The 26,920-nt window shown below is 62.6% G+C and carries 33 protein-coding genes and 1 tRNA gene; 12 read left to right on the top strand and 22 right to left on the bottom strand.

Annotation, left to right across the window (positions count from 1 at the left end; all coding sequences use genetic code 11):
• Nucleotides 1-98 precede the first annotated feature (98 nt).
• The 3 genes from RM2_RS08680 to RM2_RS08670 are packed head-to-tail and all read left to right on the top strand — an operon-like array spanning nt 99 to nt 1,644.
• Nucleotides 99-320: a hypothetical protein gene (locus RM2_RS08680; RefSeq protein ID WP_072688424.1), complete on the top strand. Its 222-nt coding sequence runs from the start codon at nt 99-101 to the stop codon at nt 318-320.
• Nucleotides 317-1,045: a hypothetical protein gene (locus tag RM2_RS08675; protein ID WP_072688423.1), complete on the top strand. Its 729-nt coding sequence runs from the start codon at nt 317-319 to the stop codon at nt 1,043-1,045. Before RM2_RS08680 ends, RM2_RS08675 begins: the two co-directional genes overlap by 4 nt.
• Nucleotides 1,045-1,644, top strand: a complete 600-nt coding sequence (locus RM2_RS08670) for a hypothetical protein (RefSeq protein ID WP_139277705.1) — start codon at nt 1,045-1,047, stop codon at nt 1,642-1,644. Before RM2_RS08675 ends, RM2_RS08670 begins: the two co-directional genes overlap by 1 nt.
• A 284-nt stretch (nt 1,645-1,928) precedes the next feature.
• Here the strand turns inward: RM2_RS08670 and RM2_RS08665 are convergent, their stop codons facing one another.
• From RM2_RS08665 to RM2_RS08615, 12 genes are all read right to left on the bottom strand, one after another.
• Nucleotides 1,929-2,438, bottom strand: a complete 510-nt coding sequence (locus tag RM2_RS08665) for a DUF3145 domain-containing protein (RefSeq protein WP_072688421.1) — start codon at nt 2,436-2,438, stop codon at nt 1,929-1,931.
• 131 nt (nt 2,439-2,569) lie between these two features.
• A complete protein-coding gene (locus tag RM2_RS08660) occupies nt 2,570-3,382 on the bottom strand; it encodes a serine hydrolase domain-containing protein (protein ID WP_072688420.1) in 813 nt (270 codons plus the stop codon).
• Between the two features lie 45 nt (nt 3,383-3,427).
• Complete coding sequence (locus RM2_RS08655; protein ID WP_072688419.1) at nt 3,428-4,555, bottom strand: NDMA-dependent alcohol dehydrogenase; 1,128 nt, start codon at nt 4,553-4,555, stop codon at nt 3,428-3,430.
• Nucleotides 4,556-4,665: 110 nt separating this feature from the next.
• Entirely contained in the window at nt 4,666-5,184 is a 519-nt protein-coding gene (locus RM2_RS08650; RefSeq protein ID WP_072688418.1) for a DinB family protein, read from the bottom strand.
• 837 nt (nt 5,185-6,021) lie between these two features.
• A complete protein-coding gene (locus RM2_RS08645; RefSeq protein ID WP_245813787.1) occupies nt 6,022-7,104 on the bottom strand; it encodes a YVTN family beta-propeller repeat protein in 1,083 nt (360 codons plus the stop codon).
• Between the two features lie 417 nt (nt 7,105-7,521).
• Entirely contained in the window at nt 7,522-7,785 is a 264-nt protein-coding gene (locus RM2_RS08640; RefSeq protein ID WP_072688416.1) for a hypothetical protein, read from the bottom strand.
• Nucleotides 7,785-8,036: a hypothetical protein gene (locus RM2_RS08635; protein WP_072688415.1), complete on the bottom strand. Its 252-nt coding sequence runs from the start codon at nt 8,034-8,036 to the stop codon at nt 7,785-7,787. The genes RM2_RS08640 and RM2_RS08635 overlap by 1 nt, the downstream gene beginning before the upstream one ends.
• Before the next feature lie 464 nt (nt 8,037-8,500).
• Nucleotides 8,501-9,217 carry a hypothetical protein gene (locus RM2_RS08630; protein WP_072688414.1) on the bottom strand — a complete coding sequence of 239 codons (717 nt, stop codon included), beginning with the start codon at nt 9,215-9,217 and terminating at the stop codon, nt 8,501-8,503.
• The gene (locus RM2_RS24425) at nt 9,214-9,387 is read right to left on the bottom strand and encodes a hypothetical protein (protein WP_169846692.1); all 174 of its coding nucleotides are present in this window, start codon (nt 9,385-9,387) and stop codon (nt 9,214-9,216) included. Before RM2_RS24425 ends, RM2_RS08630 begins: the two co-directional genes overlap by 4 nt.
• Nucleotides 9,384-9,818 (bottom strand): hypothetical protein, encoded by a 435-nt coding sequence (locus tag RM2_RS08625; RefSeq protein WP_072688413.1) that lies wholly within the window; start codon nt 9,816-9,818, stop codon nt 9,384-9,386. The genes RM2_RS24425 and RM2_RS08625 overlap by 4 nt, the downstream gene beginning before the upstream one ends.
• A complete protein-coding gene (locus RM2_RS08620) occupies nt 9,815-10,198 on the bottom strand; it encodes a hypothetical protein (RefSeq protein ID WP_072688412.1) in 384 nt (127 codons plus the stop codon). Before RM2_RS08620 ends, RM2_RS08625 begins: the two co-directional genes overlap by 4 nt.
• Nucleotides 10,195-10,446, bottom strand: coding sequence for a hypothetical protein (locus RM2_RS08615; protein ID WP_072688411.1), 252 nt, complete (start codon nt 10,444-10,446; stop codon nt 10,195-10,197). The genes RM2_RS08620 and RM2_RS08615 overlap by 4 nt, the downstream gene beginning before the upstream one ends.
• A 325-nt stretch (nt 10,447-10,771) precedes the next feature.
• Between RM2_RS08615 and RM2_RS25105 the strand changes: the two genes are divergently transcribed.
• Together RM2_RS25105 and RM2_RS08610 are read left to right on the top strand one after the other, a co-directional pair.
• The gene (locus RM2_RS25105) at nt 10,772-11,182 is read left to right on the top strand and encodes a hypothetical protein (RefSeq protein ID WP_245813786.1); all 411 of its coding nucleotides are present in this window, start codon (nt 10,772-10,774) and stop codon (nt 11,180-11,182) included.
• A complete protein-coding gene (locus RM2_RS08610; RefSeq protein WP_245813785.1) occupies nt 11,179-11,949 on the top strand; it encodes a tyrosine-type recombinase/integrase in 771 nt (256 codons plus the stop codon). Before RM2_RS25105 ends, RM2_RS08610 begins: the two co-directional genes overlap by 4 nt.
• A gap of 44 nt (nt 11,950-11,993) precedes the next feature.
• Here RM2_RS08610 and RM2_RS08605 read toward each other — a convergent pair.
• Nucleotides 11,994-12,067 (bottom strand) — tRNA-Ile (locus tag RM2_RS08605).
• A gap of 625 nt (nt 12,068-12,692) precedes the next feature.
• Between RM2_RS08605 and RM2_RS08595 the strand changes: the two genes are divergently transcribed.
• The 3 genes from RM2_RS08595 to RM2_RS25860 all read left to right on the top strand — a co-directional run bounded on the left by RM2_RS08595 (nt 12,693) and on the right by RM2_RS25860 (nt 14,755).
• Nucleotides 12,693-13,328, top strand: coding sequence for a hypothetical protein (locus RM2_RS08595; protein ID WP_072688409.1), 636 nt, complete (start codon nt 12,693-12,695; stop codon nt 13,326-13,328).
• Nucleotides 13,329-13,333: 5 nt separating this feature from the next.
• Nucleotides 13,334-14,398, top strand: a complete 1,065-nt coding sequence (locus RM2_RS26055; RefSeq protein ID WP_084721702.1) for a DUF2637 domain-containing protein — start codon at nt 13,334-13,336, stop codon at nt 14,396-14,398.
• Nucleotides 14,399-14,497: 99 nt separating this feature from the next.
• A complete protein-coding gene (locus tag RM2_RS25860) occupies nt 14,498-14,755 on the top strand; it encodes a DUF2510 domain-containing protein (protein ID WP_373863310.1) in 258 nt (85 codons plus the stop codon).
• Here the strand turns inward: RM2_RS25860 and RM2_RS08580 are convergent.
• From RM2_RS08580 to RM2_RS08570, 3 genes are all read right to left on the bottom strand, one after another.
• On the bottom strand, nt 14,704-15,501 hold the full coding sequence (locus RM2_RS08580) for an IS5 family transposase (protein WP_072688406.1): 798 nt from the start codon (nt 15,499-15,501) through the stop codon (nt 14,704-14,706). The two genes, RM2_RS25860 and RM2_RS08580, sit on opposite strands and share 52 nt — an antisense overlap.
• A 327-nt stretch (nt 15,502-15,828) precedes the next feature.
• Nucleotides 15,829-16,038 carry a hypothetical protein gene (locus RM2_RS08575; protein WP_072688405.1) on the bottom strand — a complete coding sequence of 70 codons (210 nt, stop codon included), beginning with the start codon at nt 16,036-16,038 and terminating at the stop codon, nt 15,829-15,831.
• A gap of 348 nt (nt 16,039-16,386) precedes the next feature.
• Nucleotides 16,387-17,220, bottom strand: a complete 834-nt coding sequence (locus RM2_RS08570) for a helix-turn-helix domain-containing protein (RefSeq protein WP_072688404.1) — start codon at nt 17,218-17,220, stop codon at nt 16,387-16,389.
• A gap of 640 nt (nt 17,221-17,860) precedes the next feature.
• Here RM2_RS08570 and RM2_RS08565 point away from each other — a divergent pair.
• Complete coding sequence (locus tag RM2_RS08565; protein WP_072688403.1) at nt 17,861-18,232, top strand: hypothetical protein; 372 nt, start codon at nt 17,861-17,863, stop codon at nt 18,230-18,232.
• Nucleotides 18,233-18,305: 73 nt separating this feature from the next.
• Here the strand turns inward: RM2_RS08565 and RM2_RS08560 are convergent, their stop codons facing one another.
• Complete coding sequence (locus RM2_RS08560; RefSeq protein ID WP_084721695.1) at nt 18,306-18,944, bottom strand: recombinase family protein; 639 nt, start codon at nt 18,942-18,944, stop codon at nt 18,306-18,308.
• 253 nt (nt 18,945-19,197) lie between these two features.
• Here RM2_RS08560 and RM2_RS25100 point away from each other — a divergent pair, with 253 nt between their 5' ends.
• Nucleotides 19,198-19,605 (top strand): recombinase family protein, encoded by a 408-nt coding sequence (locus tag RM2_RS25100; protein ID WP_245813796.1) that lies wholly within the window; start codon nt 19,198-19,200, stop codon nt 19,603-19,605.
• 1,821 nt (nt 19,606-21,426) lie between these two features.
• On the opposite strand, the gene RM2_RS08545 is transcribed toward RM2_RS25100, so the two are convergent.
• The 3 genes from RM2_RS08545 to RM2_RS23390 all read right to left on the bottom strand — a co-directional run bounded on the left by RM2_RS08545 (nt 21,427) and on the right by RM2_RS23390 (nt 23,919).
• Entirely contained in the window at nt 21,427-22,125 is a 699-nt protein-coding gene (locus RM2_RS08545) for an RICIN domain-containing protein (protein ID WP_084721693.1), read from the bottom strand.
• 295 nt (nt 22,126-22,420) lie between these two features.
• Nucleotides 22,421-23,440 (bottom strand): RICIN domain-containing protein, encoded by a 1,020-nt coding sequence (locus RM2_RS23825; RefSeq protein WP_139277701.1) that lies wholly within the window; start codon nt 23,438-23,440, stop codon nt 22,421-22,423.
• A gap of 110 nt (nt 23,441-23,550) precedes the next feature.
• The gene (locus tag RM2_RS23390) at nt 23,551-23,919 is read right to left on the bottom strand and encodes a hypothetical protein (RefSeq protein WP_139277700.1); all 369 of its coding nucleotides are present in this window, start codon (nt 23,917-23,919) and stop codon (nt 23,551-23,553) included.
• A 113-nt stretch (nt 23,920-24,032) separates the two neighbouring features.
• Here RM2_RS23390 and RM2_RS23820 point away from each other — a divergent pair, with 113 nt between their 5' ends.
• Both RM2_RS23820 and RM2_RS25095 read left to right on the top strand, forming a co-directional pair.
• On the top strand, nt 24,033-24,263 hold the full coding sequence (locus RM2_RS23820; RefSeq protein ID WP_139277699.1) for a hypothetical protein: 231 nt from the start codon (nt 24,033-24,035) through the stop codon (nt 24,261-24,263).
• A 63-nt stretch (nt 24,264-24,326) separates the two neighbouring features.
• The gene (locus tag RM2_RS25095; RefSeq protein WP_245813783.1) at nt 24,327-24,479 is read left to right on the top strand and encodes a hypothetical protein; all 153 of its coding nucleotides are present in this window, start codon (nt 24,327-24,329) and stop codon (nt 24,477-24,479) included.
• 426 nt (nt 24,480-24,905) lie between these two features.
• On the opposite strand, the gene RM2_RS08525 is transcribed toward RM2_RS25095, so the two are convergent.
• A complete protein-coding gene (locus RM2_RS08525) occupies nt 24,906-26,246 on the bottom strand; it encodes a DUF3631 domain-containing protein (RefSeq protein WP_072688399.1) in 1,341 nt (446 codons plus the stop codon).
• 408 nt (nt 26,247-26,654) lie between these two features.
• Entirely contained in the window at nt 26,655-26,861 is a 207-nt protein-coding gene (locus RM2_RS08520) for a helix-turn-helix transcriptional regulator (RefSeq protein WP_072688398.1), read from the bottom strand.
• Nucleotides 26,862-26,920 lie beyond the last annotated feature (59 nt).

Raw genomic sequence — 26,920 nt, 5'->3', positions numbered from 1 at the left:
GAGAAGGCCCCCGCCAGTGGCGGGGGCCTTCTCACTGTTCACGGCCCAGCCATCGCCTCCTGACGCACCCCTGTACCTTCGGTACGAAAAATTGGACAATGCTGGAGGGATCGATGCTCGTCGATCAGAGCGCCGACATGCCCGGTTCGATGTCCGAATGGGCATCACGGTTCATCGGTGAATTCGCCGGGTCCGTCAGTCGCGAAGTCGCCGATGGTTTCTCTGCCATGGCCGATACAGCTCGTGGGACGGTTGACAACTACGAGGTAACGGACGAGACCCTGGCAGCAACCATCGGGAAGGTGCTGCCCGACTCATGATTCCCTCGAAGTCCCGTTTCGAATCCTGGACACTAGCCAGCCTGTCAGAGGTACCTCCGATCCTGCGGCAGCGCGGTGAGTCGATCCAGCAGGCAGTCGTGTCGATCGAGACACGGTGTAACGATCTCCCCGAATTGCGCGCTTGGGAAGGCGATGCCCATACCGAGGCTTCGGAAGCTTCCCGCCGCGCAAAGCGCAAGGCCGGCAACGTATGTGACCTGGCGGACGCCTTGGCCGCCGCCCTCGACCAGGGTTTTCATGCGGTGGGTGCAGCGAAGCGTGCAGCCCTCGGGAAGTCCACGGAACTGGAGCAGGGACCCCTTCTCATTTCGGTTCCCGCCGACAGTGCCCTCTTCTTCCATCCCGCGCTGACGACAGCGGGAGGCGTCCTATCCGGCATCGAAACCCGAGCCGGAAGCATACTCGAGCGAGGCCTACCGACCCTGACATCCAATATCGTCTCAAATCTCCACTACGGGGCAAAGTTCGGCGGCCTGGCGGTCGCGATCGGCACGGCCCTCCATGACGTGTACACCGCCGATTCACCAGAAGCCCAATGCCAGGCAGGGATTGCGGGAACGGCTGGTGGCTGGGCGGGCGGCGTAGTCGGCGCTCTTGTTCCGATCCCGTACGTCGACGTGCTTGCGGCCGGAGCGGGCGCAGCTGGAGGATCCAGAGTTTCCGGCTGGTGGGGATCAAAAATCGGTGAAACGGTGTGCTACTGATGACTACCAGGTTTCCCGTTCCACAGGGTTGGCGACATCCGCGAAGCCAGCCGAAGTTCGTCGGGATCCTGGTGCTGTTCTTCGGCACGTTTGCCGCATTCTGGATCTACTGCGGAGTACGTGCCGCAGTAGAAGGCCGGCTTGTCTACACGCTGTTCTATTTCCCATCGGCGTTCGGATTCACCGCCGTGTGTTTCCTGTCTCTGCTCGTCATCGCCCAGCGCCATCGTGACCGGCCACATCCCTCTTCCTCCATCCAGAACACACGGGCGGTTCGGTTTCGCCCGGCGCCCGCATTCAGGTTCGGCTACCTCGGCACGTTGGCGTCGGGAACAGTGGGTTGCGCAGCCTTCTCGATCGGACTGTGGTCTGGAGTGCTGAGCTTCCCGTTGAGTTCTGGGCAGAAAAGTATCTTTCCGTGCTTCTTCACCGCTTTCGGCCTGTTCGCGCTCTGTCTCCTGACGCTATTCATGATTGATCGGTTCCGATTCCCTCGCGTCGAGTGCACACCGGAAGAGTTGATCGTCCAGGGATTCAGGGCACAGGATCAGCCACGTGGGAACGCCCAGCCGACATCGAAGCTGTCACCCGGGGAATGACGCCGCACTTGCGATACCGTTGGTCGACGAGCTGCCCGCGGTGCAAGGATCCACCGCCGCCGGCCACTTGACGCGGCCCGGCAGAACGTTCAGGAGAACATCGTCGCGACCGCAGACCTATTTGCCGTGGGCGCCGTCCCACTCTTCTGGTTCCTCCGCTATTACCTCGAGCACCCGGGGACCGCCCGGAACTGGCCGACCACCGCGCCATCCAGCGCCTGCACAACGGATCCCTCGACTGCGCGTACACCCAGACTGCGGGAGAGTGAACACGAAACCCGTGGTCAGCCCACATCTCGCCGCAACCAGGTGACCTCGGCGCCTTCGCCGCCGCTACGGAAGGGCTCAAGAGCCTCGTCCCAGGCGGTTCCGAGCGCTTGGTGGAGTTCCGCGGCGATATCGTTTCCTGTTTGCATCAGCGCCCGCAAGCGCATCTCCCCCACGACGACGTCGCCGTTGGCACTGGTTGACCCGTGCCACAGGCCCATTCCGGGCACGTAGCTGTACCGCTCGCCGTCCACTCCATCACTGGCGTCCTCGGTCACCTCGAAGCGCAACATCGGCCAAGCGCGAAGGGCGTTGACCAGCCTCGTGGCTGTGCCGACGGGACCTATCCAGTTGGTGGTCGCACGCATAACTCCGTTGGAGGCGGGCTGCGAGGTCCACTTGAGGTTGGCGTGGCTGTTCAGCGTAGAGGTCAGCGCCCAATCGATGTGGGGGCACAACGCGGCGGGCGACGAGTGGATGTAGGCAACACCAGTCGTCGCGTCCGCGAACTGATTCAATGCGTGCACTCGAGCCTCCTGCTTCGACGAGGGACGTCTTCCCCAACGGCCTCAGTCGATGCGTTCAGCAGGCTCGGTTGATCAGTGTGCCTTGTGTTACCTGTGTTGCGCCAGTGAATCGAACAATCGGTGAGTAATCATCACCGGTGTTCCGCGAGAATACCGTCGCTCAACTCAGTCCACAGAGGTTTTGCCCAGTCGCCGAACTCCCGGTCCGTCAACAAGACGCACGCCAGGCCGGCCACCGGATCGACCCACAGGAACGTGCCCGACTGCCCGAAGTGGCCGAACGTCTGCGGCGAATTGCCCAGACCCGTCCAGTGCGGACTCTTCGCCGAACGGATCTCAAAGCCCAAACCCCAGTCGTTCGGACGCTGTGGGCCATATCCGGGCAGGATTCCGTCGAGACCGGGAAACTGTACCGACGTGGCATCCGCGAACGTTTGGGGCGAGATGAGCACCGGGCGGAACAGTTCGGCGGCGAACCGGCCGAGATCGGCGACGGACGCCTGTACGCCGTGGCCGGCCGGACCGACGAGCGCCGACTCGCCCATCGACAGCGGCGCGAAGACCGCTTCCGCGAGATAGTCGGCAAAGTCAATGGACGTCTCGCCCGCAAGGAAGTCTGCGAGCACCTCGTACCCGGCGCTCGAGTAGATCCGCTTGCGTTTCGGCGGCGTCTGCACGCGGTTGGCGTCGAACGCGAGACCTGACGCGTGCGCCAGCAGATGACGTACGGTCGAGCCTTCGGGACCCGCAGGTTGGTCGAGTTCGAGGGCGCCCTCCTCTGCTGCCACCAGGACGGCGTAAGCGCACAGCAACTTCGTCACCGACGCCAGCGCAAAAACGCGCCGTTGGTCGCCGTACTCGCCGACGACACCGTCCTCACGCGACAGAACAACCGCCGCAGCGTTGTCCACCGGCCACTGGGCAATCCGATCGAGACTCTGCACCAGGTCAGACTACGAGAGCAGCCGGCGGTCAGCTTCGGTGAGTTCTCACCAGTCTGCTTCGGTGTACCGGATGACGCCGCGAATGTTCTTCCCGTCGAGCATGTCCTGATACCCGTCGTTGATGTCGTCGATGCTGTAGGTACGGGTGATCATGTCGTCCAGGTTCAACTGGCCCGACTTGTACATGGCCAGCAGGTTCGGGATGTCGAGGCGAGCATTTCCGCCACCGAAGATCGTGCCCTTCAGATCCTTCTGCAGCATGGAGAAGAGAAACAGGTTCAACTTGACGTCCATGTCGGTCATCGCGCCCATCGCAGTGACGACGCAAGTGCCGAACTTGCTGGTGAGCAGCAGTGCTTCCTCGACGTATTCGCCCTTCATCTCCCCTACCGTGATGATCGTCTTCTGCGCCATCAGCCCGTTCGTGAGGGAGATGATCGGCTCGATTGCTGCTGCGGCACTCTCGAAGGCATGCGTGGCCCCGAACTTCAGCGCCTGCTCCCGCTTCCACGGCACCGGGTCGATGGCGAAGATCTGACGCGCCCCAGATGCCACCGCGCCCTGCAGTGCGCTCATTCCGACACCGCCGACACCCATGATGACGACGGATTCGCCCGGCTCCACCTTCGCCATTCGCGTCGCCGAACCCCACCCGGTGGGCACGCCGCATCCGACAAGGGCGGCAACTTCGAAGGGGATGTCCTTGTCGATCTTCACGACCGACGTCTCGTGCACCACCATGTAGGGCGAGAACGTCCCGAGCAAGCACATCGGGACCACGTCCTCACCGCGCGCCTGGATGCGGAACGTGCCGTCACTGATCGCCAGACCGCTCAGCAACCCCATGCCGAGGTCACACAGATTCTGATGTCCCGCCGAGCACGCCGGACACCGCCCGCAGGCAGGCACGAACGAGAGCACCACGTGATCGCCGACCTCGAGGTCCTTCACCTCTGGTCCCAACTTCGTGATCACCCCGGACCCCTCGTGGCCACCCATCACAGGGAAGGACCCCATTGGCATCGACCCCGTGACGATGTGGTGGTCGGAGTGGCACATTCCGGCGGCTTCCATCCGAATCTGAACCTCACCCGCAACCGGTTCCCCGATCTCGATTTCCTCCACGGACCACGGTTCGTTCACGCCCCAGAGGATCGCACCCTTGGTCTTCATGTGACTCCCAACCCTTCGTTTGTGTCTGCGCGCCTGATGCAGTGACGATAGACACAAACCGGCCGAATTGGAACACGTTCTACCGAATCGTCTCGGGGAATCCGAAACTGTTACCCCGACACGTCGTGGAGGTGATGGACCGGATCGTGGACGAAATACTTGGCCAGCGACTCCACCGTGAACGACGCACCGTCACCGCGACGCCCGGTCCGCCCGCGCAAATCCGGAGCGACAGCTTCGAAAGCGTCCGCCACCGATCCGGCAGCCACCAGCAGTCCGGCGCCCACCGCGTCCGGATCCTGATCGTTGTAGCGCTCGGTCACCGCGGCCTCATCCTGATCCCAGTTCGGAAACACCGGATCCGACTCGTCCAGCATCAGGCGCAGTCGGACGTCGAAGATATGGAACACGTCCCGAACGTGCGCGGCATACTCGAGGGCCGACCACGTCTGCCCGTCAGGTCTGACGGCGACATCCGATCGGTTGAGAACGGGTGACCACGCTTCGGCATTCGCACGGACCATCACCGAAATATCTTCGTACCGGGTTGCCGTCGAGTCGAATCCGCAGTCGGGGCAGGCGCGCTCGAGGACCCAGGTCCAGTTTTTGGTATCGGGAGTAATCGTCATGGCGGTCATCGTAGGGCTACAGACGCGACATTGCGGCGACCGGCGAGCGTCGACATATTGTGGGGCGGGCGGGGCTCGAACCCGCGACCAATGGAGTCTAGGTTTGAGTGTCCGACCGAATCTGGATTCTTCCCATTATCCCTTGCAGTGCAATCTATTCCGGTCACGTTGGTGTCCGATCAGTTTGCGATATTTCCCAGTGATTCCTACTCATAAACGATGAATAAGCGATAGATAAGGCTCCCACGCTGGCCGATCGGCGACTCGATAATGTTGTCGACGTCGGCAAGATGATGTGCCCTGAGCTTTCGCGGGTTGCCCCTGCAAAGTAGCCGGCCTGCTCGGTTTGAGAGTTCCCGGAAGGAAACCGCCAGGGCCTCCCGGCTTTTTGACGGTAGCGACAAAAAGCCTCGCCACGTCCTCGCCACTGTTCCTGTCGGCGGTGGCCTGTACCGGGCTCGAGGGTGGCCCCAATGTGAGCACCCTTTTTCGGCCAAAATCGGACAATTCCGGGGTGTGATTCGACCGAGCACCCCTATATCCGCGCGCGGGAACCCCCTCGATGCCAGGGGAGAGAACCAGCGCGCCGAAGGAGTGGTCCGTGGTGTGGGGATTCCCGTGATTGAGAGGCCCCCTGGGGGTCACCACCGCTCACTCAGTGTGCCGAGGACCGACGTGCGGCGTCCGCGCCTCGTAAACGATCGACCCGGTAGTCCGCCACAGTTCACCGCGGACCGCCGCCGGGTCATGTCAACGAACCGGATGACGCCGCCACCCTCACGGTCGGGGTGGCGGCGTCATTCGGCTACAGCATCATTCGTCTCTACGGTGCGGGTGTCAGCTGAACGCGCTGCCTACGCCCGAGCCGCTGCCGGTCAACGAACCGAAATCGAGGCACAGCGAGCCGGCGCACTTGCCGATGGCGATCACCGACACCGAATCGTCGCCGAAGTTGGCGACGTAGGCGCGGGACCCGTCCGGGGTGATCGCCACCCCCTCCGGGTTGCTCCCGACGGTGACGGTATCGACCACCGTGTTGGTGGCGGTGTCGATCACCGACACCGTACCGTCGGCATTGTTGGCGACGTAGGCGCGGGATCCGTCCGGGGTGACCGCCACCCCCTCCGGGTTGCTCCCGACGGTGACGGTATCGACCACCATGTTGGTGCCGGTGTCGATCACCGACACCGTACCGTCGGCATTGTTGGCGACGTAGGCGTGCCCGTCCGGGGTGACCGCCACCCCGCGAGGGTCGTTCCCGACGGCGACGGTATCGACCACCATGTTGGTGGCGGTGTCGATCACCGACACCGAACCGTCACCACCGTTGGCGACGTAGGCATGGGATCCGTCCGGGGTGACCGCCACCCCGCGAGGGCCGTTCCCGACGGCGACGGTATCGACCACCATGTTGGTGGCGGTGTCGATCACCGACACCGAACCGCCGCCACCGTTGGTGACGTAGGCGTGCCCGTCCGGGGTGATCGCCACCCCGCGAGGGAAACTCCCGACGGCGACGGTATCGACCACCATGTTGGTGCCGGTGTCGATCACCGACACCGAACCGCCGCCGGCATTGTTGGTGACGTAGACGTGGGTCCCGTCCGGGGTGACCGCCACCGCGTTCGGGCCGTTCCCGACGTTGACGGTATCGACCACCATGTTGGTGCCGGTGTCGATCACCGACACCGTACCGTCACTTCTGTTGGTGACGTAGGCGTGCCCGTCCGGGGTGATCGCCACCCCGGCCGGGGTGGCCCCGACGGGGATGGTAGCGATGACGGTGTCCGCTGCCGCGGCCGCCGCCCCCATACCGGCCATACCCAGCACCATTGCGAAAGTAGCGGTCAACCCAAGTACCAGACGTCGGCTGCGTCCCCTGACCGTGGGATACCCGCGAAAATCAGTGGGGTGATTCACATTTTTCTCCTGCTCTCAGAGGAACAAAACGGATCAACCTTGCAGTCGCACAACCGGTGGTCGGATCCGACCATCAGCCCATCGGAGGCTAGCAACCGAATTCTGATCTCGACGCAGAATCCGTCAGAACCCTCACGGCCACACGAGGCCGCACTAGGCATGATCGGACACTCGGACCTGTGGAGTTGACCGACCGGAGCTGATGCGCGTTGTTACCAATGTGTCGGGCTCACGGCGGCCGCTTCCCTGAGGGTGCGTCGGCGGCTAGCAGGCGGGGTTGCATCGGGAATACAGGCGCGCCCCGGCCTGCTGGCGACCGGGGCGCTGTGTGGAGCTAATTGCGCCGGAACAGTACGGGGTGAGGTAGACGCCTCGTCGACAACATCGGCGGGTGACCGATCACGTGGAGTTTGTGGTCTACCCCGTTCGAGGTGGGCCGATCTCTTCGGCGAACGCGGCGTCGGGGTCGTGTTCGGCGCTACCGCACGTCCAGATCTTGAAGGTGCGTGCTCCGCCGGCCGCGGCATGGATCGCGTCGAGTTCGTCCTCGATCTGCCGGGCGGTCATGCCGGGCCGGTGTGCCGGGGGCAGCGGCGCGGCGGTCAACTCGCGGATACGGGCCAGCTCGGCCGTCGTGAAGTTCCGCACCTGCAGTGTTGATGGTTGGGTGATTCTCGCCATCACGCGCCGCCCTGGTCTGCCCAGCGTGATTGTGCGGCCCGTTGGTGCCGGGACGATTTCGGGGCACCCTCACTTTTGGGGTTGAGTCGGGCGATCAGGTCGACCGCGAGCCGGTCGAGTGCACGGATCTCGGCGGAGAGCTTGACTACGATTCCGGGGTTCGGTTGGTCGGTGCGCATCTCGTTTTGCAGCAGTTTTCGCACGGATTCGGCACGGTCCACCGACTCGCCGGCACGCCGGCACGCCGGCACGCTCGAGAATGGCCTCTTCCGACTCGGTCCACACCAGCTGCTGTCCGACTTCTTCGCCTGCGCGCCAGAGGATCTCGGCCTGCCCGTCGACGAGGCGTTTACCGGCAGCGGTCCTCGGTCGTCTCATGATCGACACGTCCTTTCCTCGAATTTTGGTTGCAATGCACCCACCGGCAGGCCCTATGCCCTCCGTAGGCGAAGGGGGTGGGGGGAGGGGGTGTGGCCCCCTTCTCGCTGGTGCTCGGTCGGGGTTGCCGCGGCGCCTGTCGGGTTGGGGGTGACAGGCGCCGCGGCAGGTCTGGGTCAAGTCGTGCCGATGCCAACGACGCGGATCTGCGCCTGGCGGGGAACGCAGTTGTTCTCGTGACACCGCTCGTGTTCCTCGCCTCCGCAGCCGCGACGCCACGGCGGCCCGTACCGGTCGGTGTCGTATGTTCCGCACCACCGGCACCCCCGCACCGTGGTCACGCCGCTGCGTTACCCAGGTGGGCGTCGAGGTCGCGGGCACGCTGGGCCCGGTGCTCGGCCACCGCCTCCGCTTCTAGGTCCCGCACGATCCGGTTGAACGCTGTCAGAAAGTCCGAATCGGCGTCGGGATCAGGACCACCAAGTCCTGACAACCTGCCGAGCTTCCTTGTGGGCAAATCATCGGGAAGGTAGATGGTCTGCGGCGCGTCATCGGGTGCACGATCGGTGCCGAGGTGCGCGGCGGTGTCGGCGTTCCATCCGGCCACCTCCGCCCTCCACCGGGGTCCTCGCTCCGACTTCGGTGTACAGGTCAGCTGGGAGGAACGAACGTTGAGGTCGCAGACACAGGCGTGGATGGTGTCGATCTTCGCATCGTGAATCTCGGCATGATGTCTGGCGAATGCCTGGAACTCGGCCGCAACGGTCACCCGTGTGCGCCGATACTGCGCCCAAGCGCCGAACACGTCTCCATCGTTGCGGACAGCGTCGGCGAACTTCTCCCGCGTGGCGGCGATCCGACCACCGAATTCCTTCCGGTAGTCGGACTGCCGTCGGGTTTCGAATGCGTGCACGGCCTCGGTGCGGCGGCGCTCGGCCTCGGCCTCGGCGTCCCGTGCAGCCTGGACAGCCTTCTGGGCGTTGGTGCGTGCGCGGTCGGCCTTCGCTTGCAGATCGTCGGCGGCCTGGTCGAGTTCTTCGATGGTGGTCGTCACGGGTGTGTCTCCTGTCGGTCGGGGTGGTGGGAAAGGCCGGCCAGTTGGAAGGGCTTCTGACGTAGGGCCTTCGGGGGTGTGGAACCGCGGGCGCTGGTGGTCAGCGCCCGAAATTCCTCGTCGGTCAGGGCCGCGAGGTAGTCGGCGACCTCGCGTCGATTGGGCATCATGAGGCGTTCCTGTTCTGCGCGTATTCGGTGACGGTGCGCCGGTCGAACACCCACCGGCCACCGCTGATGCGTCCGTCCAAGTCGGGGGCAAGTCGTCGGGCCTGCCGAGCTGAGCATCCGTGCATCCCTGCCACCTCCTCGGCCCCGATCGGATCAATGATTGCGTGTACCGAATCCTGCTTCACCGCAACCGTTTCGGCGTCCGATTGTCCAGCATCGGACACGTGGGCGGTGTCGAGTGCGGCCAGCAGGTGAGCAAGGACCCCGGACGAGGCAAGACCGTTACGTGCTCGGGCGCGTTGGGTCACGGCGACGGCGTACCGCACGGCACCGACGGCGCCGCCTTGGATCAGTACCGCGGACCCGAGGATCTGAACGGGCGGAGGGAGCGGTGCGCACCCGTTGCCGTCGGTACGAGCGGGACCGGTCACCGCCCCGACCTCCCGTCACACCCGAACAGGTGGCCTGGGTCGTCGCTGGTGGCGTTGCGGTAGGCGTCGTGGAGGATCTGCCGGTAGTTGAGTGCGGGTGCGAGTTCGTCGACGGTTTGCAGTGTGGGGTCGAGGATGTGGTGGGTCATCGTGCGCAGCGCCCCGGCTGCGACGTAGCCGAAGCCCTCGGGGCCGATCTTGTTGAGCCACTTCGCCGACACTTGGTCGAGGGCGTCCACGTCTCCGCAGTTGCGGGCCATGTCGTAGGCGAGGGCGATCGAATCCGCCTGCATCTGGTCGATGTTCACCACGGCCAGCGGGGCGCCGTGGTCGTCGACGATCATCGCGTTCTCGGGCAGCGGGTTCGGGATCTCGTTCACGCGGTCTTCTCCTGTGGTCGGGCGAGGGTGTCGGGGCAAGCGTTGGTGTGTGGGCAGTGCCGGCAGAGTCGTTCGGCTGCGATCTGTGCGGGAGTGTTGTTGTTGCGGCCCTCGGGGTGCAGTACGTGGTCGAAGAGTGCGAACTGTCCTCGGCAGGCTGCGTTCGGCAGGTGCGGCCGGTGTTCGAGGATCGCGGCCAGCATCGCGACGGTGCCAGGTTCTCGTCTGGCGTTGCGGTGACCTGTCATCGGTACGCACCCGCCCCGCGATCGGAGCGGATCAGGTGTGGTCGACACCGTAGGCACGGGATCAAACGGTCGTCTAGGTCGTAGCCGAGCCAGCCGCTCTTGCATCTCGGGTCGTGGGGAGGTGCGGAGTTCATCTCCGCAACTGCGTCGTTGTCGGCTTCGTCGCCGTAGCGGTCTCTCACCGCGGCCCTTCAGGAAATGGCGCCGCGTCTCGAAGAAATAGCCGAGACAATCCGAAATCTGGGCGGAACACTGAATCTCCCACCCGAGATCCACAGGGCGGCCGCGCCGGATTACGGCCTTCTGGCTAGTGACCAGGACGACGATGCCAGGTAGACCTCCGCTGCGTATCGGCCAGCACGGCAAGGTCACCCGTGTAGACCTTGGCGCCGACGTATGGCTGGCTCGGTGCAGGTTCCGAGATGACGACGGTGTGGCGCGGATCGTCGAGCGACGCTCCCCGGCCGGCCGACGAGACCAGCACGGCAAGTTGGCCGAACAAGAGTTGCTCGACGCGCTCGACGCCAGGCGTACCCCTTCCGAGGATGAAGTCACAGCCGAGACGACGCTCTCTGCGCTCTGCCGTGCGTACCTACTGCGCATTGAGGAGGAGGGCAGATCGACGGCCACGATGGACACATACCGATTTGCAGCCGGGAAGCTCGAGGCGAAGATCGGCGGCGTGAGGGTACTGAGGCATCGCCTGGACGGATCGACGCGGCCCTGCGTGCGATGAGCAAGGTGCACGGCCCTGTGATGGCGCGGCAAGCGAAGACGATCCTTCGCGGCGCTCTCGGTTTGAGTGTACTCGTCGGCGTCCTGGACTCGAACCCAGTCCGCGACGTATCGCCGATCAAGGCGAAGACGCCGCCAGCGGGCGCGAAGGCGCTCACGTCGACCGAAGTGCGGGACCTACTCGTCAGCCTGGGGAAGTCGGAGCATTGCCGCGCGAACGATCTCGTCGACCCTGTCACGATCTTGATCGCGACAGGACTCCGGCGGTCTGAACTGCTGGCGCTGCGATGGGTGGACGTTGACGAGGACGAGGACGACGGAACGGTGTCCGTCACTGGGAAGATCGTTCGCGTAAAGGGTGGCGGCCTGGTGCGCGTCGAAGCTGCGAAGACTGCGGCCGGACTGCGAACAATCCCCTTGCCGCGCTTCGCGTTGGAAGCGCTCCAGAAGCGCGCGACTGAACCGCAGTATGGAACTCTCGGCGTGATATTCCCGTCGGCGGCCGGCACTCTGCGAGATCCGAACAACTTCGGGAAGCAGTGGCGCAAGGTGCGCGACGCCCTGGGAGTTGCCGACACGAAGACTCACACGTTCCGGAGGACGGTAGCCACACTGATTGACGACGAGGGTCTATCCGCCCGCGTGGGTGCCGACCATCTGGGGCACCGGCACGTGTCGATGACCCAGGACAAGTACATGACACGCGGCCGTCAGCACACCATCGTGGCCGATTTACTCGACAGAACCGTTGCCATAAACGATGAATAAACGATGGATGCCCATTCCCGAAGGTTCGGAAATGGGCTCTGACGTGGGGCGGGCGGGGCTCGAACCCGCGACCAATGGATTATGAGTCCACGGCTCTAACCGACTGAGCTACCGCCCCATCACCGCGAAACGCGCTCTCGCGGCGTGCCGATGTTACCGTGCGGCCGGCGTCGAGCTGCAGCCGGGCGGGAAGGCGTCGTTCCACGGTATTTCGATCATATTTCGATGGAGGAGACATGCAGCAGCAGCGCCAGAACAAGAATGGCCCCGGACCCGATTCCCCAGGTCCAGGGCCGTTCGATGCTCCCCCGGCTGGACTCGAACCAGCAACCGTCCGTTACTGGGAACATCATTTCAGCGCATCGCATTAGATAGCCGTTACCCACCTCCAGCTGCGGAATCGATGCGGCTAAGTACGGGAGATCTACCACTACATCACAGGAATTTTCACTGTTTCCGTGTCGTAAACGTGACGTGGGTTGAGTCCAGAGATCCTGCGCGCCGGCTGTTCGCGTTCAGGCGACCGCTACTAGACGCATCCGGCATTGAGTGAGGTGCACCGAGTACTCGCGGATGCCGATCCGCCCTCCAATGCGGTATTCCTGCATCCCGACACCCTGGAATCAGATAGCGAGGGGGCAGCACCCACCGCGTCCTCCCGCGCGATTGTGCGGCCGTAGGTGCCCACACGGGAGTCATGCCCGGTCATGATCGGGTGTGTCACGCTCCCACCACCGGAAGGGATGCAACTTACCAAGGCCACCGGCTTCACCGGGCACGCTACCCGAGTCGCCAAAGATCACTCGCGTGAAGTGATTCAGCCAGATCAATTCAAAGTCAAGATTGACGAACAACGCCTCCTCCGCCGGGTCCCAGGCTTCATCAAATCCGGAATATACAGGGAGAATCTCGCTGTCGACATCATCGCCGTTGATCATTTCGTCACTGCAGTCCCGAGCTTCCTGAAAGGCGATCCGGAGCGCGACTCGCTCGGCGACGCACTGCGGATCGGGAACTTCCCCGCGGCCAATCTGCTCGCCGATATCAACGAACTCGAATCCGCGATCCGGGCAGTCGGACTCGCCGCACGCTTCGACCGCCTCTCCGCTGCCGACCGGGCAACCATCGACAGCCTGATCGACGTCCACGGCACCGCGGCCCTCGCCGCACACGCCAAAGCCCTGCACCGGCCGATGGACCCGGCCCGGTTCGCGAACGCCTGGATCGACGCATGGGAGGCGTTGCCTGCACCTGGATTCCAGGCCGCCGCCGAGCAGACAAAGCCCGCCTGCGATTGCGATAACGGTTGGCTCGACGCCGACGCCCCCTGCCCCGCCTGCCGCCCCAACCTCGCCGCACGGATCGGGGGCGACCTGTGAAGCGCATGTCTTTCGATGCCGTCGTGATCGTCAGCGTCATTTACCTGATCGCCGGACTCGCGTTCCTGCTCTCCTACTCAAAGCTCACCGATCTTGCGTCACGAGCGAACTACGGCCCGTTCATGGCGCACGCTTGGCCGCTGATCGTCGACGGCCTCGCGGTCATCGCCACCGTCGCAGTGATGCGGATGCGCCGACGCGGCTACGCCTGGTGCTTGCTGTCCGCCGGCACTCTGGTCTCGATCGTCGCGGCAGTCGCCAGTGCGATGCTTCCGCCCGGGCCGCTACCCCCGCTCGCCGTCGCGGCCGTGTCGGTGGTGCCTCCGCTGTGCCTGCTCGTCGCACCTCACCTCGCAGTGAAGCTGCAACGGGAGCTGGCGGCCGAGGCTGCGCAGGGTGCGACGTCGCACGATGACCTCGTGCCCGCGAAGCGCGAAGAGGCGCACCGCGAATCCGGGGACGCGAAGCGCGCAGTCGCGCACACGTCGCAGACCGACCGCGCACCGAGCACGTCGCAGCCCACGAAGGATTCGCACCGCCCCGCCGCGAAGACTGCGCCGAGCAGTGATCAGATGAGCAGCACCGCGCAGGGAGACCGCGAAGCGCTCACGCCGGTAGCACCCCTGCGCAGGACGAGCGCGCAGTGCGCAGTGCGAAGAGCACGCCCGACCTGCGCACTTCGCAACCTGCGCACCTCGCAGCCGCGCAGGTTGAGCGCGAACCCCAGACGCGTAGCAGCGCAGCCGATGACACCGACCGCGAAGTGCAACTGCACCTCGTCGGCCGCGAAGACGATGCGCAGCCGCGCACCGCCAAGCCGAACCCGGCCGGCGCGAAGTACAATCCCGAGCAGATCGCAGAAGCCCTCGCTCTCGTCGCAGCCGGGGTCTCGCAGCGCGAAGCTGGACGCCGGATCGGAGCGTCAGGGAACGCCGTACGCGCGTGGGTTGCGAAGGCCGCGACGGGATAGCGTGCACCCGAAGCTCGCAACCAACAGCATCGATGAGGGAGGAAGACATGAGCAAAGCACTGCGTCGCGTCATCGAAGGGCTTGTCGACAAGGGGTTTGAGGCGACGGCACGACGTTTGCGCGCCCGGGCCGTCGCGGACTGACGCACCTCCGAACGACACAACGCCCCCACCCAGGGTGGGGCATCACGGTTCGCGCGGTGGTCGCCCAGTTTATCTGGTATGAATCTCGGGTGACTGAGCAAACCCCGATTCCCGCAGGCTGGAAAACTGATCCCGGCAACCCGACCAAGCAGCGTTACTGGAATGGGTTCGACTGGACCGAAGCCACACGAGATCCAGTCGTTCCGGTAGCAGTGTTAGAGGTGAAGGCGTCTCAGAGTGCGTCTGAAAACTCCGGTATGAGTCATGCTGTGCGGGCGAGTCGACGTGACATGGTGGCGATCATGACGATGTAAATCATCGCTTCGTGATGATCGGGGCGGGTTTCGTAATCACGGACGCAGCGGCGGTGTTTGCTGATCCAGGCGAAGGTTCGCTCGACCACCCACCGCCGGGGCAGGACCTTGAACCCTTTGACGTCATCGGTGCGTTTGACAACCTGAACCGTCAGGGCCAGAACCTTTTTCGACCAGTCGAGCAACCGCCCGCCGTAGCCGCCGTCAGCCCACACCATGGTGATCGTCGAACAGTGGGCACGCAGCACGGACAGCAATCGGTTGGCCCCGTCGCGGTCCTGAATGCTGGCCATCGTCACCACGACCGCCAGCAGCAACCCGTTGGTGTCGACCGCGATGTGACGTTTGCGGCCGTTGATTTTCTTACCCGCATCGAAACCCCGACTCGACCGGGGCACGGTATCGGCGCCGCGAACCGATTGGGAGTCGATGATCACCGCAGAAGGCAGCGGGCGGCGACCGCCCCGGACCCGGACCCGATCACGGAGCGCGTCGTGAATGTGCTGCCACACCCCCGCCCGCACCCAGCGGACGAAGATCGCATACACCGTGGTGGCGGGCGGGAACTCCGCCGGCAACTGCCGCCAGGCGATCCCGCCCCGCACGAGGTAGAAGATGGCGTCGAGCACGAGACGGCGGCAGTGCTTTTCGGGTCGGCCACCGCTGCCGGTGGTGTTGCCGGGTGGTGGGAGCAGGGGTTCGAGAAGCGCCCATTGTGCGTTCGTAACCGACGACGACGGGTACACCGCGCACCGGTGTGCCCTCGCATTGTCCGGGGTGGGGCATGACGGGCACAGCACGATGGGAGATGATGACAAGTGAACTCCTGGTTGGTCGTGGTACAAGCACCTACTGACCTACCAGGAGTTCACTCATTCCGCACCAGTCACACACCGACACCGAGTTTGCAGACGCACTCTCAGATCATGCCGGCGATCATCGGATCGATTCTCATCTCGGCGCTGATCATCTTCGTGGTCGCCTCCATCATTGCGGCGGCCTGATCACTGCGGCATGAGGGTCGTGACTCGCTCCAGAGACAAGGGATGCCCTCACCTTCTCGGGTGGGGGCGTCACCATTTCGGCGGGTCGTCCTGCTCGGCCACCCACCGCACCATCTCCAACTCCCACAAGACCAGGTGCCATGCCGATGTTTCATCCATATGGTCGCGGTAGCGGAGCATTTCCAACTCCCAGCGCACGAAGTCGATGGCCTCCAACAGTTTCGGGTCGTCCGGGTCTCCGCCGTCGTCACGGTTCGCTGCCTCTTCGATTGGGTCCATGTCTGATGTGACGCAGCTGCCCGGGGTTCGGTTCCCTCAGACGACGAAACGCCCCCACCCTTAGCGGGTGGGGGCACCATTTTGCAGCAGAACAGGACTCATAGCTGGGTGCGCCACAGCATCGTGGTACTCAGCCTTAGGTCAGCCGCCCAACGTGAAGGGGAACGTGTCAGCTGAATTCCAAGCTTCCCGCGCGGCCGACTGTTCCTGTTCAGACCGCCGTTCGCCCGCCGACACCACTGTCGCGCGAAGGACTACTACTCCGTCAAGGGCACGTTCGACGACTCCGACGCGAACCTGGCCGGGAACTTCCGCCACGAAGAGTGGCAATACTCAGCCACATCGGGGTCATGCGACGTCACGATCAACGATGTCTTGCTCCCACCAACGGAAGGGATGCAACTTGCCGAGACCAGTCGGTTCTCCGGCCAACTGACCCGAGTCGCCAGAGATCAACTGTGTGAAGTGATTTAGCCACATCAATTCGAAATCAAGATTCGTGAAGAGCGCCTCCTCAGCTGAATCCCAGGCGTCGTCAAATTCAGGATCCGCAGGAAGGATTGCGCTGCAACCACCCTCTCCGTCGATCATGTCGTGGTCGATCTCGTCACTGCAGTCCCTGGCCTCCTGAAAAGCGATCCATAGCGCAACTCGCTCAGCCACGCAGTGAGGGTGGGGGACTTCCCCCCGGCAAATCTTGTCCCCGATGTTGACGAAGGTTGCGCGAAACCGGTTCAACCAATGCGAGTTAACAGTGAAGAGCACCCAGTCCGGCAGTCGATTTATCAAGTGAAGATCATCAACGGCGCACCGACCTGCCAGATAGTCATCCCATCCGCTGACACTGTCATCTTCCATACCTGAGCTTGCGATGGCGATCTTGAAGGCCTGACGTGACGTGATCGGGTCCCCATCGAAGGAGGTGGCAATCCGTTGTATCCAGCCCGCTTCTACAGACTGAGGCGTTGTCGAGATTGGCACCTCCCGCCCAACTTGCAGATCCTCTAATCCACCTCTAGGCAACTTCAGAACCCTCTCCACTGCTTCCACGGTCGACCGCCGCGCGGATGGACGGCCCTCGCCCTCCAGTCTGCGCCAGGTCGCGAGCGACAAGCCCGCACGCCTTGCAGCGTCCTGCTGGGTCAACCCGAGTGCTTCCCGTCGGGACCGAACCTTGTTCATACATCCTCCTATTGAGCACTCATGAGTACTCAATCATATGGATGTCAGTTCCGCAACGCGGCGCGCCGCATTGCGGTTTACTGCAATCCGAGGAACGGTCAGCTGTTGTCGAACCATCATGTGGTCACTGACTGTTCGGCTACGTCATCGAGTCGCCTCGCGAATCCTCACCGTAGATCGCCGGTTTCACCGAGTGCCGGCGTGGCCGAACTCGCGACATACAGCCGCGGCCAGCCATCACGCAAACGGAATGTCGCTCGGAAAGCACCGTGTTCGCGGTAGCGCCGATTCGACTCGCTTCCAGGCAAGTACGCTGATCCCGTCTCCGCCGAATCCCCCGCGCAAGCTTGACCTGCGCACGACAAGACACTCCGACTGGTCCTACCAACGATCGCAACCTTTTTCCTCAAAACCCGTACACACCGCGATCCACTGAGCGCTGCGCACAGCAATGCGACCCCGAGGCGGGGTGCCCCCCCCCGGGGGGGATCCACGGTCTCGTCAGCCATCGGGGCACCCAGACATTGGGGCCCGATTTTGCATTCTTCTAGGCGGGCACGGCTATCGCCCTTGTGGGACCTGCCCAAATTCGCAGTCCGATGGACTCGCTGCGACGAGTCCCGAGCGCAATACTGACAACATGCTGAATGACGAGAATCACGAGCGAGACCGACTCTTGGACGGGGTCGTCGAGAAATCTTCCGAGCCGAATCGACAGCTCACCAACGAGTCATCGGACCTCGGGCAACTAATCCGGCAAGTCGACGAGGAGCAGGTGCCGGTATTGATTGAATCCGGGAAGCATGGAGCATGGCTAGTCCCTAACCGTCTGTGGCGGTTGATTCGGACGTTCTCATTGTTGGTCAACGACCCAGAACACGCAAAGTCCCAAAGGGAGGAATTCTGGCAGACATTGCGCGCCGATGCTGAAAGGGTTGGCAATGACCCCGAGGATAGAGCCGAGATGAAGCGGATACTGGACGAGCTGAGGTGGAATGCCCGTGAGGATTGAGCATTCCATCAGCGTGGCGATGCAGAAATACGAAGCCCCCACCTCATCCAGGCTGCACGCTGAGACGGCGCGCCTAGCTTAGCCGCCGATTCAATTCAGCAGACACTTCGGCGACTCGCAGCGACGCTTCGCTGACTGCCTCTGCGTGCGTGGCCGACTTGTCATCGCCAAGGTACCGGTACACCGTCGCACGTGATACTCCCATCGACTTCCCCACCTCAGCAGCGGTCATCCCCTTCTCACGCAGCTCACGGGCGCGGGCGGCCTGCGCATCGTTGAGCTTGGGCTTGCGGCCACCTCTGCGGTTGTTCGCAGCGGCGGCAGCCAGACCTGCCCGAGTACGCTCGATCAAAGTGTCCCGCTCAAGCTGGGCGAATGCAGCCATTACGGTCAGCATCGCCCGGCCCATCGGCCCCTCCGTGGTCAACCCTTCGGTGACGCTCCGGAATCCGACACCACGGGCGTGCAGTTCGTCGACCAAGGCCAGAATGTGCTGGGTGTTGCGACCCAGGCGATCGAGCTTCCACACGGAGAGCACGTCGCCTTCGCGTAGGTACTGAAGGGCGGCGTCGAGTTGCGGACGCGATGTCTTGGCACCCGAGACGCCGTGATCGATAAACACCCGCACTGCGCCAGATGCCTCAAGTGCATCGAGTTGAAGCTGCGGGTTCTGTTCAGTGGTGCTCACTCGCGCATATCCGACTACCGCCATGCAATACCTCCATCTCATAATCCCGACAAAACGATGAATGTGAGACTAGTTGTTTTGAGATGGGATTACAAGACGCTTGTCGGCGAGGCCTGCCAGCATGGACTCGCACGCCGTCGCTTCGTAACTGATTCTCACTAATGGATCGTTTTTAAGACCCATTACCATCGATCACTCCCCCACAGGAGTTCATTCCGAAACCGTATGTCGAAAAAATGCTACGGCCACAACTTTCGATACGCTCGGCGGCGTGTAGCTGGGAGACGCGCGTGTCTCGACGACGAAACAGGACCTCGATCGGCAGCTCCACGCCCTCACCGCGGCCGGTATCGCGGCGGACCGGATTTACGTCGATCGCAAGTCCAGGGCCACCACCGACCGCCCCGGGCTGACCGCACTGCTCGAGTACGCCCGCGACGGCGACGTCATCGTCGTCCACACCCTCGACCGGCTCGGCCGGAATGTGCGCGACACCCTGAACCTGATCCACGACCTGCGCGAACGCGGGATCGGGGTACGGAACCTGCGCGGACCCGATCCACATCGACTCCTCGAACCCGGACGACCCGATGGCGCAACTCGCCGGTCACGCACGGCCGCTACGGTCGTGCGTGACCGGCCATCGCGGCACCGAGAGCGCCGACGTCGTAGCCCCGCTCGATGATCGGCCCGATCGGGAGAGCGTCCGACGGAAGTTTATCGGCTGCGCCGCTTCTGAGACAAGAGCGTACTCCAGCACTCAGCTGAGCATGTTCTGCGTTTGTAGCCAGCAGGGGGTAGCGGGCACCAACACGCTCCGCAGATGGGACAGGTTCGGACTATGCCCTTTCGGGTCCGCTTCCCGTTCATTGCTGCGACAGCTCCTGCTGCGAGAGCTGATGCGCCCGTTCGATTGAACGACGACGGCGTCCGCGCCGCTGCGGCGGCGATGGGGTTCCGGGCGTCCACCAGGTTCTGCCAGCCCCGTGTACCGACGCGTTCGCGCGCTTTCGCTGCCAGCAGCTCTTGAGTATCGATCGGCAACAGGCTCTTACGGACTGGAAACCCGTGCTGCACTTTGTATTCGCGAGCGGTCATACCGTGCTGCTTGTACACATGCACGCCAAGTCCACGCGCACGGGCTCCGCACTCGTGGCACAGCAAACCATCAGCCGTTTCATCGATTACCCCGTAGTTGCCGAAACCGTCGGCATCCCCGACTTGTCGGGACTCCTCGACCAGGCGTCCTGCCCGTATCCGTTTGTAGTGCATTTGGCAGTACCCACGAACAGCAGAAGGCCTTTCGCACCCAGCTGCGCTGCAGGCAAGCTTTTCTACTACTTGTCCCCACCCTGCCATGTGTGCAACCTCGAAAGTTCGGAAGACTTGGATTTGTACGGCCGAGGCCTGGGAATGTTCAACCTCTGTAGGCACAACATATCGACTTCACCGCTCGGAGTTAAAATAGCGTACTACGTTCGATCGGAACCGGTTCCCGGCTTGGAGTTCATCGAAGGGCCTTCTGGGATTCGAGGCGGCTTGGGTCACTGCTTCGAAGGCTGAGCCCCCGGAACCTCATGGTGGATCGGAAGCCTAGTACGTACTCGCCCATCTCGCCGAGGCACCCGGGACGGCACGTGCGGACCCCTCTCCTATTTCAATTCGAGGCTGGTCAGGATGTGTCTACGGGAAGCGCGCATGGGCGACAGCGGAGGATCGGGCCACAATAGCTGGTAAGACCTGGGCCGATGCCGACAAGTACACCGTACAGATCTACGGCTACACGCTCGGAGGTGAGACGACAGACATTCTCGCGCGGATCTGATCCCAGCGGTTGCGTCGAAAAGTGTCCGGGCGGCGGCTGTATGAGAAGAGCCAGGCCCTCCGAGATGGAGTTGATACCATGAGGCATGGAGCACAACGATAGATCGGAACAGGTTCCAGGCATTGCGCGCCACTACGTTCGATCGGAACCGGTTCCAGGCATTGAGTTCGTGGAAGGACCTTCTGGAATTCGCGGGCGACTTGGGGCGGCGATCCGAAGGTTGAACCTCCGCAACCTCATGGCGGATCGGAAGCCCAGCACATACTCGTGCATCTCGCCGAGGCACCCAGACGGCACCCGTGGGCCACTTTTCTATTTCAATACGAGCGGCGGAAGTCGCTGAGCCGTCAACGGTCCAGGTCCCGAGAATTTGCGGTTCCCTGTTACACGTGACGCCGATCGCTACGAAGAATGGCCCGGTTGCTGACTGATCCGACTACTGGATCTTTGAGCCTCAATCACAAGACGGGCGTCGATGGATGGAGCGCAGGGAATCAACTACGCCGCCGTCAACGGTCGCCGCCCCCGCCCGTGACGCCTTGACCACTACCGTGCAGGAGTACTGGTCGCGATGATCGAGCACACGGAGCGATGGTGGGAGCCGACCCCTGTTAAGGTCGGTTCCCACCATTCGGGATCTATCCTGATTTACACTCGGTCCGAACGTTCGATTCGTCCGAATTAATAGAGGTTCCAGCGTTGGTACTGGCCGCCATTGCAGCTGATTGCGCGAAGCCCGAGGCCGCTGTCATCGAGACAGTTGTTGTTTAGCACAGTCTGGAACTGAATGCCGTTACCTAGGTCCATAACGACCCACCGCTGACTAACACTACCAGTGTTGCAGCCGAGGGCCCGTAGACCGTTCTGAGTGCTGTGATCAAGGCACAGTCCAGTGGACAAATTTTGCACCACATAAACAAGATCATCAGTAAACAGGAAGTTCCACCGCTGAAAATCGAGGCCGTTACACGAAAATGCGCGGAGTCCGAATGAACTGTTGTCCAAACATGCCCCGGTGACTCGGTTCTGCACCGTATTGATGCGACCGGCGAGGGCCTCCAGCGCGGAAGAGCTTTTTTCAGCCTGGTCCTCAGGCGTTTCGGTCGGCACAACGGACGTTGTGGGCAATTCCGACGCCGGAGCGGATTCGGCCGCTTCTTCGGTGGTGGACGGGGCAACGGACGTTGTGGGCAATTCCGATGCCGGAGCGGATTCGGCCGCTTCTTCGGTGGTGGACGGGGCAACGGACGGAGCTGCGCCGGCTATGCTTGCACCGGTAACCGCCAGCGTCGCCGCTACCGCGACGGCTCCGAAGAAACGCGCGGCGCCCGTCCGATGGCCTTGCCTGGACTCGTGTTCTCGTTGTGAATTGCGATTCATGCACCCATTCCTTTCAAGAATTCCTACGAACTACTGTGATCGCCGTCCCTGGCATTACATGCTGGGATTCATCGGCGGCTTGGATTGCCGATCCAACGGTTGAATCTCCGGAACCTCAGGGCGGATTGTGCCGACCAGTGCATACTCATGCATCTCGCCTCGGTGGTCAGACGAAAATGTGGAACCGATTTCCGTTTCAAGTCGAACGGGGAGTGCGCTGAGCCATGGCTGTCCAGCTATGAACCATTGGCCGGGCCATGGCCAGTGACGTAAGGTCGGGTCGGACTCGCCGCTTCTAGGATGGAGTAATGCCCCATTTTTGGAACTGGCCATCATTGCAGGCGATGGCGCGAAGTCCGAGGCCGCTATCATCGAGACACTTAAGAGTGGCCCGGTTCGAGATCTCCACGCCGCCTGTTTTGCTGAATATGGCCCACCTCTGATAACTTTGGTTATTACAGTCGACAGTTCGTAGACCGAAGGTGCTGTCATCAAGGCACCGCCCAGTGGACAAACTCTGTATCTCAAACTGTGCAATATGATCAAACTGGATCAAATTCCACCGCTGATAAGTGAGTCCGTTGCACGGTAATGCGCGGAGTCCGAATGAACTGTCGTCCAAACACGCCCCGGTAGCGTTGGACCGAACCGTATTGGTGAGGGCGGCGAGGGCCTCCAGCGCGGAAGAGCTTTTTTCAGCCTGGTCCTCAGGCGTTTCGGTCGGCACAACGGACGTTGTGGGCAATTCCGATGCCGGAGCGGATTCGGCCGCTTCTTCGGTGGTGGACGGGGCAACGGACGTTGCGGGCAATTCCGACGCCGGAGCGGATTCGGCCGCTTCTTCGGTGGTGGACGGGGCAACGGACGGAGCTGCGCCGGCTATGCTTGCACCGGTAACCGTGAGCGTCGCCGCTACCGCGACGGCTCCGAAGAAACGCGCGGCGCCCGTCCGATGTCCTTGCCATGAACTGTGATTCAAGATGCACCTACTTCCTGGAAATTTCTGAAAGGTAACTGCGAACGGGTCATTCATCGCTCCCTCCCGCATTGCCTTCTTTATCCGACGGATATGGACAATCGGGGACTCTAACACCAAACAGCACGATCGGTACTGGGCAGGTTCGACCGGTTGTCGCAACACCTCGATCGTGGAGGTGTTGATGGGAAGGCCAGCGGGATGGATGAAGGAGCCGACGGGCAGGTCGCCGATGAAGTCGCCTGGCGCGCCATCGCTTCGGCCGGAGGTCGAACGGCAGTTCTGGCGTGAAGTCGCCAACGGACTGACCAGTCGGGACGCCGCGGTTGCGGTGGGCATGTCGGTAGGCCATACCGGGAGCCGGCTACCTCGTAGCCGGCGGGCTACACCCCACGCGACCTCCCTCGGAACTGCGCCCAGGGGCGGCCTCCCGCCCCGACATTCGGGCGTCATTCCACCCCGCCCTTGGGCCTCCTACCCGCCGGCCGGGTGGTGCGGTTGCGGGCTTCGGCGAGGTCCGTGCGTAATTCCTCGACTCGTTCCCGGGCGGCCTCGGTGTGTGCGTGAGGGGTGGCGAGTTCGGCTGTCGCGCCGGTGAGTTCGTCTCGGATATGGTCGCCGCGCGCCCTCTCCGGCTCAATCGCGGCACGTGCCTGATCGAGATCGGATTCGAGGAGTGTGATCGTGGCGGTGGCGGTGGCGGTGGCGGTGGCTGCGGCGGCGGCCCGGTCGGCTTCGCCGCGGATCTGGGTGTTTTCCTCACCGAGGTCGGTGTTCCGGGTGCGTAGGGATTCGATGAGTTGATGCTGTTCGGCCACCGTGTCGCCGGTGCTCGGTCTCGGCGGCCTCGATCTCCTGGCGCCACCGGTCGAGTACCTCGGTGTGTTCGGCGGCGAGGGCGGTCATCTCCTCCCTCAACCCCCGAGCAGCGGTGAACACATTCCAGGGGCACGGCCCCAACATGTGGTGGCCTGCAGACCGGGCCTGGTGTGTGGCGACAGATATCGATCTGATGTCGACATATGTTGGGGCGTCGACGGAAGCAAGCATCGCGGTCGCAGCAGAGGCCACGCTCGAAGTCGTCGGCGCATCAAAGGATCAACGCGTGACGTGGGACAGTGACACAACTAATCCGCTGCCGGATCGCCCCTACGGCCGCTGAGTTCCGCGTCCGTGTGTCCCTGCGTCGTGGCATCGCGCCATCCGCACCGCCGAGGGCCGCGCCATGTACGGGATGCTCTCGGTGCTCGCCGAACTCCAACGCGGGTTGGTCATGGCCAACACCGGCGACGGGTTGGCCGCCACCTCAATCCGTCCGGGCTCACAGAAGTGCGTCTGCCCGGATCGAGATCACCGGCACGGACGTGAAGATGCCTAGGCCAGCCAGCGAACTGCTTGCGGTGGGGCGAACGGCTGCGAAGATCTGCAACCGTTCGCCTTACCCGCCTTCAACTCCCCATCCTCTGCGGACCCAGTGCCTACTTTGCGAACGCACACCCCTTCGAACAGGCGGGTGCAGAACCTATTTCTACACCTTGGGGGCCGGTGATATACGTCGACCTTTCAGGCGGATTAGGAAGCAGCAACGCATTCGGGTAGGCCGAAAAGGTACTCGATCGTATGGAAAAGCACCTAAGGCATGGGCACGTTGAGTAGTGGTACGTTTGCTGCCCATCAACGATGGGTAGTTGCATTCTACCCATCGCAGCCGCTTCAGCTCCTCTGTCGGCCCATTGGCCGCCTTTGAGTAACTTCGTCGCGTAACGGCACGCACAGGGGTTCAGCTGGCACTGCCCGCACTCGATCATGCAATACTCGATGCGCTTGGATACTGCTCATCCAACAACTGTTGGACCGGGGAAATCTTCTCCGCATCCTCAGGAGCCGTAACGGGCGTAACAGGCGTAACGCTGCCGCTAGAGGGCATGTTCTCCGCTACGGTTAGCGTTGCGACAGGCGTAACAGTTCGGGGAGGCGTCACACTGGCCGTAACAGCCTCACCCACTCCGACCTGCCTAGTTACGGATGTTCCGGGCGTTACGGGTTCTGAGTATGCGGGGGGCTCACATTCCCCATCATCTGGTCGCAGATGACGGTCCCACGCCTCTCCCAGACCGAAGTCCCCGGCGACCGAGTACCCCTTAGCCGTGCCCCCAGCGGTCCTGATCGTCTTGGAGCGGACGTCGAACGGTCGAAGAAGACGAGACAGCGTCGACTGCGTGAGGAATCCGCCCTTGTAGACACGCCAATCTGCGTCTGGTAACCCAAGGAGGGCGGTCACCAAATCGCCAGAGGACATTCGATCTTGCTCGCCGAAAACCGATCGAATATCCGAAAGAAGTTCGAGCCCAACCGGCTTCGAGTATCCAGTATCCGAAAAAACAAAATGACGACACGCCTCTCGTGCACGCCGAGGCCATTCACCACCAGCAAGGTCGGCAATCGCTAGCAGTGGCTCCCAGATTTCCGCAGGTCGATCCTCCACCCCCTTTGGCATTTGCGGTCGTGCATGCGCGAGGCTATCAAGGTGTGGTGTGAGCCACGAAGCAAATTCTTCTGTAACCGGAGCAATCAGCGCCTCCGCGTCCCGTCGATAGAACGGCTCCAGCTTTTCAGAGGGCTTGCGCTTCTGCATCCGGAAGTGAATCGATCGACTCCGGGTCGCTTCCGGCACATTCGAATGCAAGCCAGCCAGAGCGACTGGCCCGAAAGCCTTCAACTCAACAACACTGATGTTGCCTCCGTCACCAACGCAGCGAGGCACGACCGCCCCACGCTTGTATCCAGCATTGATTACCGCCGTAATCTCTTGAGCCTGGCTCGATGTACCCTGCCCGAAGAGTGTGTCGATCTCATCGAACATGACTGTTCGCGGGGGGTCGGACGCATCGATGATTCTCATGATTGAAGCGGACGACGCCGAGAACGCGAGTAGTGGATTGAACGCCGTCAGCTCGATGAGTTCCAGTGTGCGGGTCTTCCCGGACGCTGGAACCGCAGAATCTAGAAACAGTCGCGGTGTTGTAAAGAATGCCGTTGTTGCATAGGTGTGGGCAACCCATAGCGCAAGTGCGGCGTAGTGGTGGGTGGTAGGAAAGACCGCGTAGCGGCGGTAGAAAGCCTCTGCGGTGTCGAGTGGTGTCACTCCGTCCCAGCCTCAAGCTTGGCTGCGCAACGCCGACCCACGTGCCAGCTCACAGAAGTGGGAGCCACGAGCCGGCTATTGCACACCGAACAGTGCGCAGCCAGACGAAAACGGCCGTATCGAAATGCCGCCAACAGTAAGCGATCAGCTGCGTCCGTGGTCGCATCCTCGGAGTCTGCGGTACGATTTCGACTATCAGCGTTTTGGTAGCGACTGAGTTGGTGAGAAGCGTCTCGTTCCCGCGGGGCGCTTTTCTGTTCATTGGCATGGACGGTGCAAGCCATGCCTTTCGTTGTTGGACTGTGCAGCATTTGATTTGGTGTTTCCTTCGATACTCCGTGATGATACCGATCGATGCAGTCGTCAAGGTGCATCGCTTGATCTGGTCCAGTCGGTTCGACCATGTTTCTATGCCGCAACCCCTTCGACTTGCGCGTCGAGCCATGAATCGATGTCGTTCCACCTATAGCGGATGTGCCCGTTCTCCAACTTGATGAAGCGGGGACCCTTCCTCCTGGCACGCCACATCGCCAGCGTCTGCACGGGACGCTGGAGATAGCGAGCGAGGTCGACCGGGGTTGCGAGGTCACAACGGTTTCGCGCGGTGATGGTCATGTGTCTCCTTGCTTGAATGCTCGATATGCGATGACAATCCAATCAGTATTTCACAACGT

Source organism: Rhodococcus marinonascens NBRC 14363, assembly GCF_001894885.1.
Lineage (GTDB): Bacteria > Actinomycetota > Actinomycetes > Mycobacteriales > Mycobacteriaceae > Rhodococcus_F > Rhodococcus_F marinonascens.
The sequence above is the reverse complement of the archived record's forward strand: the minus strand, read 5'-3'. Positions and strand labels throughout refer to the sequence as shown.

Coding starts and splice junctions, on each gene's coding strand:
- RM2_RS08680 (WP_072688424.1), top strand. CDS start 99: ATGCTGGAGGGATCGATGCTCGTCGATCAGAGCGCCGACATGCCCGGT.
- RM2_RS08675 (WP_072688423.1), top strand. CDS start 317: ATGATTCCCTCGAAGTCCCGTTTCGAATCCTGGACACTAGCCAGCCTG.
- RM2_RS08670 (WP_139277705.1), top strand. CDS start 1,045: ATGACTACCAGGTTTCCCGTTCCACAGGGTTGGCGACATCCGCGAAGC.
- RM2_RS08655 (WP_072688419.1), bottom strand. CDS start 4,555: ATGAAGACCAAGGGTGCGATCCTCTGGGGCGTGAACGAACCGTGGTCC.
- RM2_RS08650 (WP_072688418.1), bottom strand. CDS start 5,184: ATGACGATTACTCCCGATACCAAAAACTGGACCTGGGTCCTCGAGCGC.
- RM2_RS08640 (WP_072688416.1), bottom strand. CDS start 7,785: ATGGCGAGAATCACCCAACCATCAACACTGCAGGTGCGGAACTTCACG.
- RM2_RS24425 (WP_169846692.1), bottom strand. CDS start 9,387: ATGATGCCCAATCGACGCGAGGTCGCCGACTACCTCGCGGCCCTGACC.
- RM2_RS08615 (WP_072688411.1), bottom strand. CDS start 10,446: ATGACAGGTCACCGCAACGCCAGACGAGAACCTGGCACCGTCGCGATG.
- RM2_RS25105 (WP_245813786.1), top strand. CDS start 10,772: ATGCCAGGTAGACCTCCGCTGCGTATCGGCCAGCACGGCAAGGTCACC.
- RM2_RS08610 (WP_245813785.1), top strand. CDS start 11,179: ATGAGCAAGGTGCACGGCCCTGTGATGGCGCGGCAAGCGAAGACGATC.
- RM2_RS08595 (WP_072688409.1), top strand. CDS start 12,693: ATGCAACTTACCAAGGCCACCGGCTTCACCGGGCACGCTACCCGAGTC.
- RM2_RS26055 (WP_084721702.1), top strand. CDS start 13,334: ATGTCTTTCGATGCCGTCGTGATCGTCAGCGTCATTTACCTGATCGCC.
- RM2_RS08575 (WP_072688405.1), bottom strand. CDS start 16,038: ATGGACCCAATCGAAGAGGCAGCGAACCGTGACGACGGCGGAGACCCG.
- RM2_RS08570 (WP_072688404.1), bottom strand. CDS start 17,220: ATGAACAAGGTTCGGTCCCGACGGGAAGCACTCGGGTTGACCCAGCAG.
- RM2_RS08565 (WP_072688403.1), top strand. CDS start 17,861: ATGCTGAATGACGAGAATCACGAGCGAGACCGACTCTTGGACGGGGTC.
- RM2_RS08560 (WP_084721695.1), bottom strand. CDS start 18,944: ATGGCGGTAGTCGGATATGCGCGAGTGAGCACCACTGAACAGAACCCG.
- RM2_RS08545 (WP_084721693.1), bottom strand. CDS start 22,125: ATGAATCGCAATTCACAACGAGAACACGAGTCCAGGCAAGGCCATCGG.
- RM2_RS23825 (WP_139277701.1), bottom strand. CDS start 23,440: ATGCCCACCGCAACCGCGGCGTCCCGACTGGTCAGTCCGTTGGCGACT.
- RM2_RS25095 (WP_245813783.1), top strand. CDS start 24,327: ATGTACGGGATGCTCTCGGTGCTCGCCGAACTCCAACGCGGGTTGGTC.
- RM2_RS08520 (WP_072688398.1), bottom strand. CDS start 26,861: ATGACCATCACCGCGCGAAACCGTTGTGACCTCGCAACCCCGGTCGAC.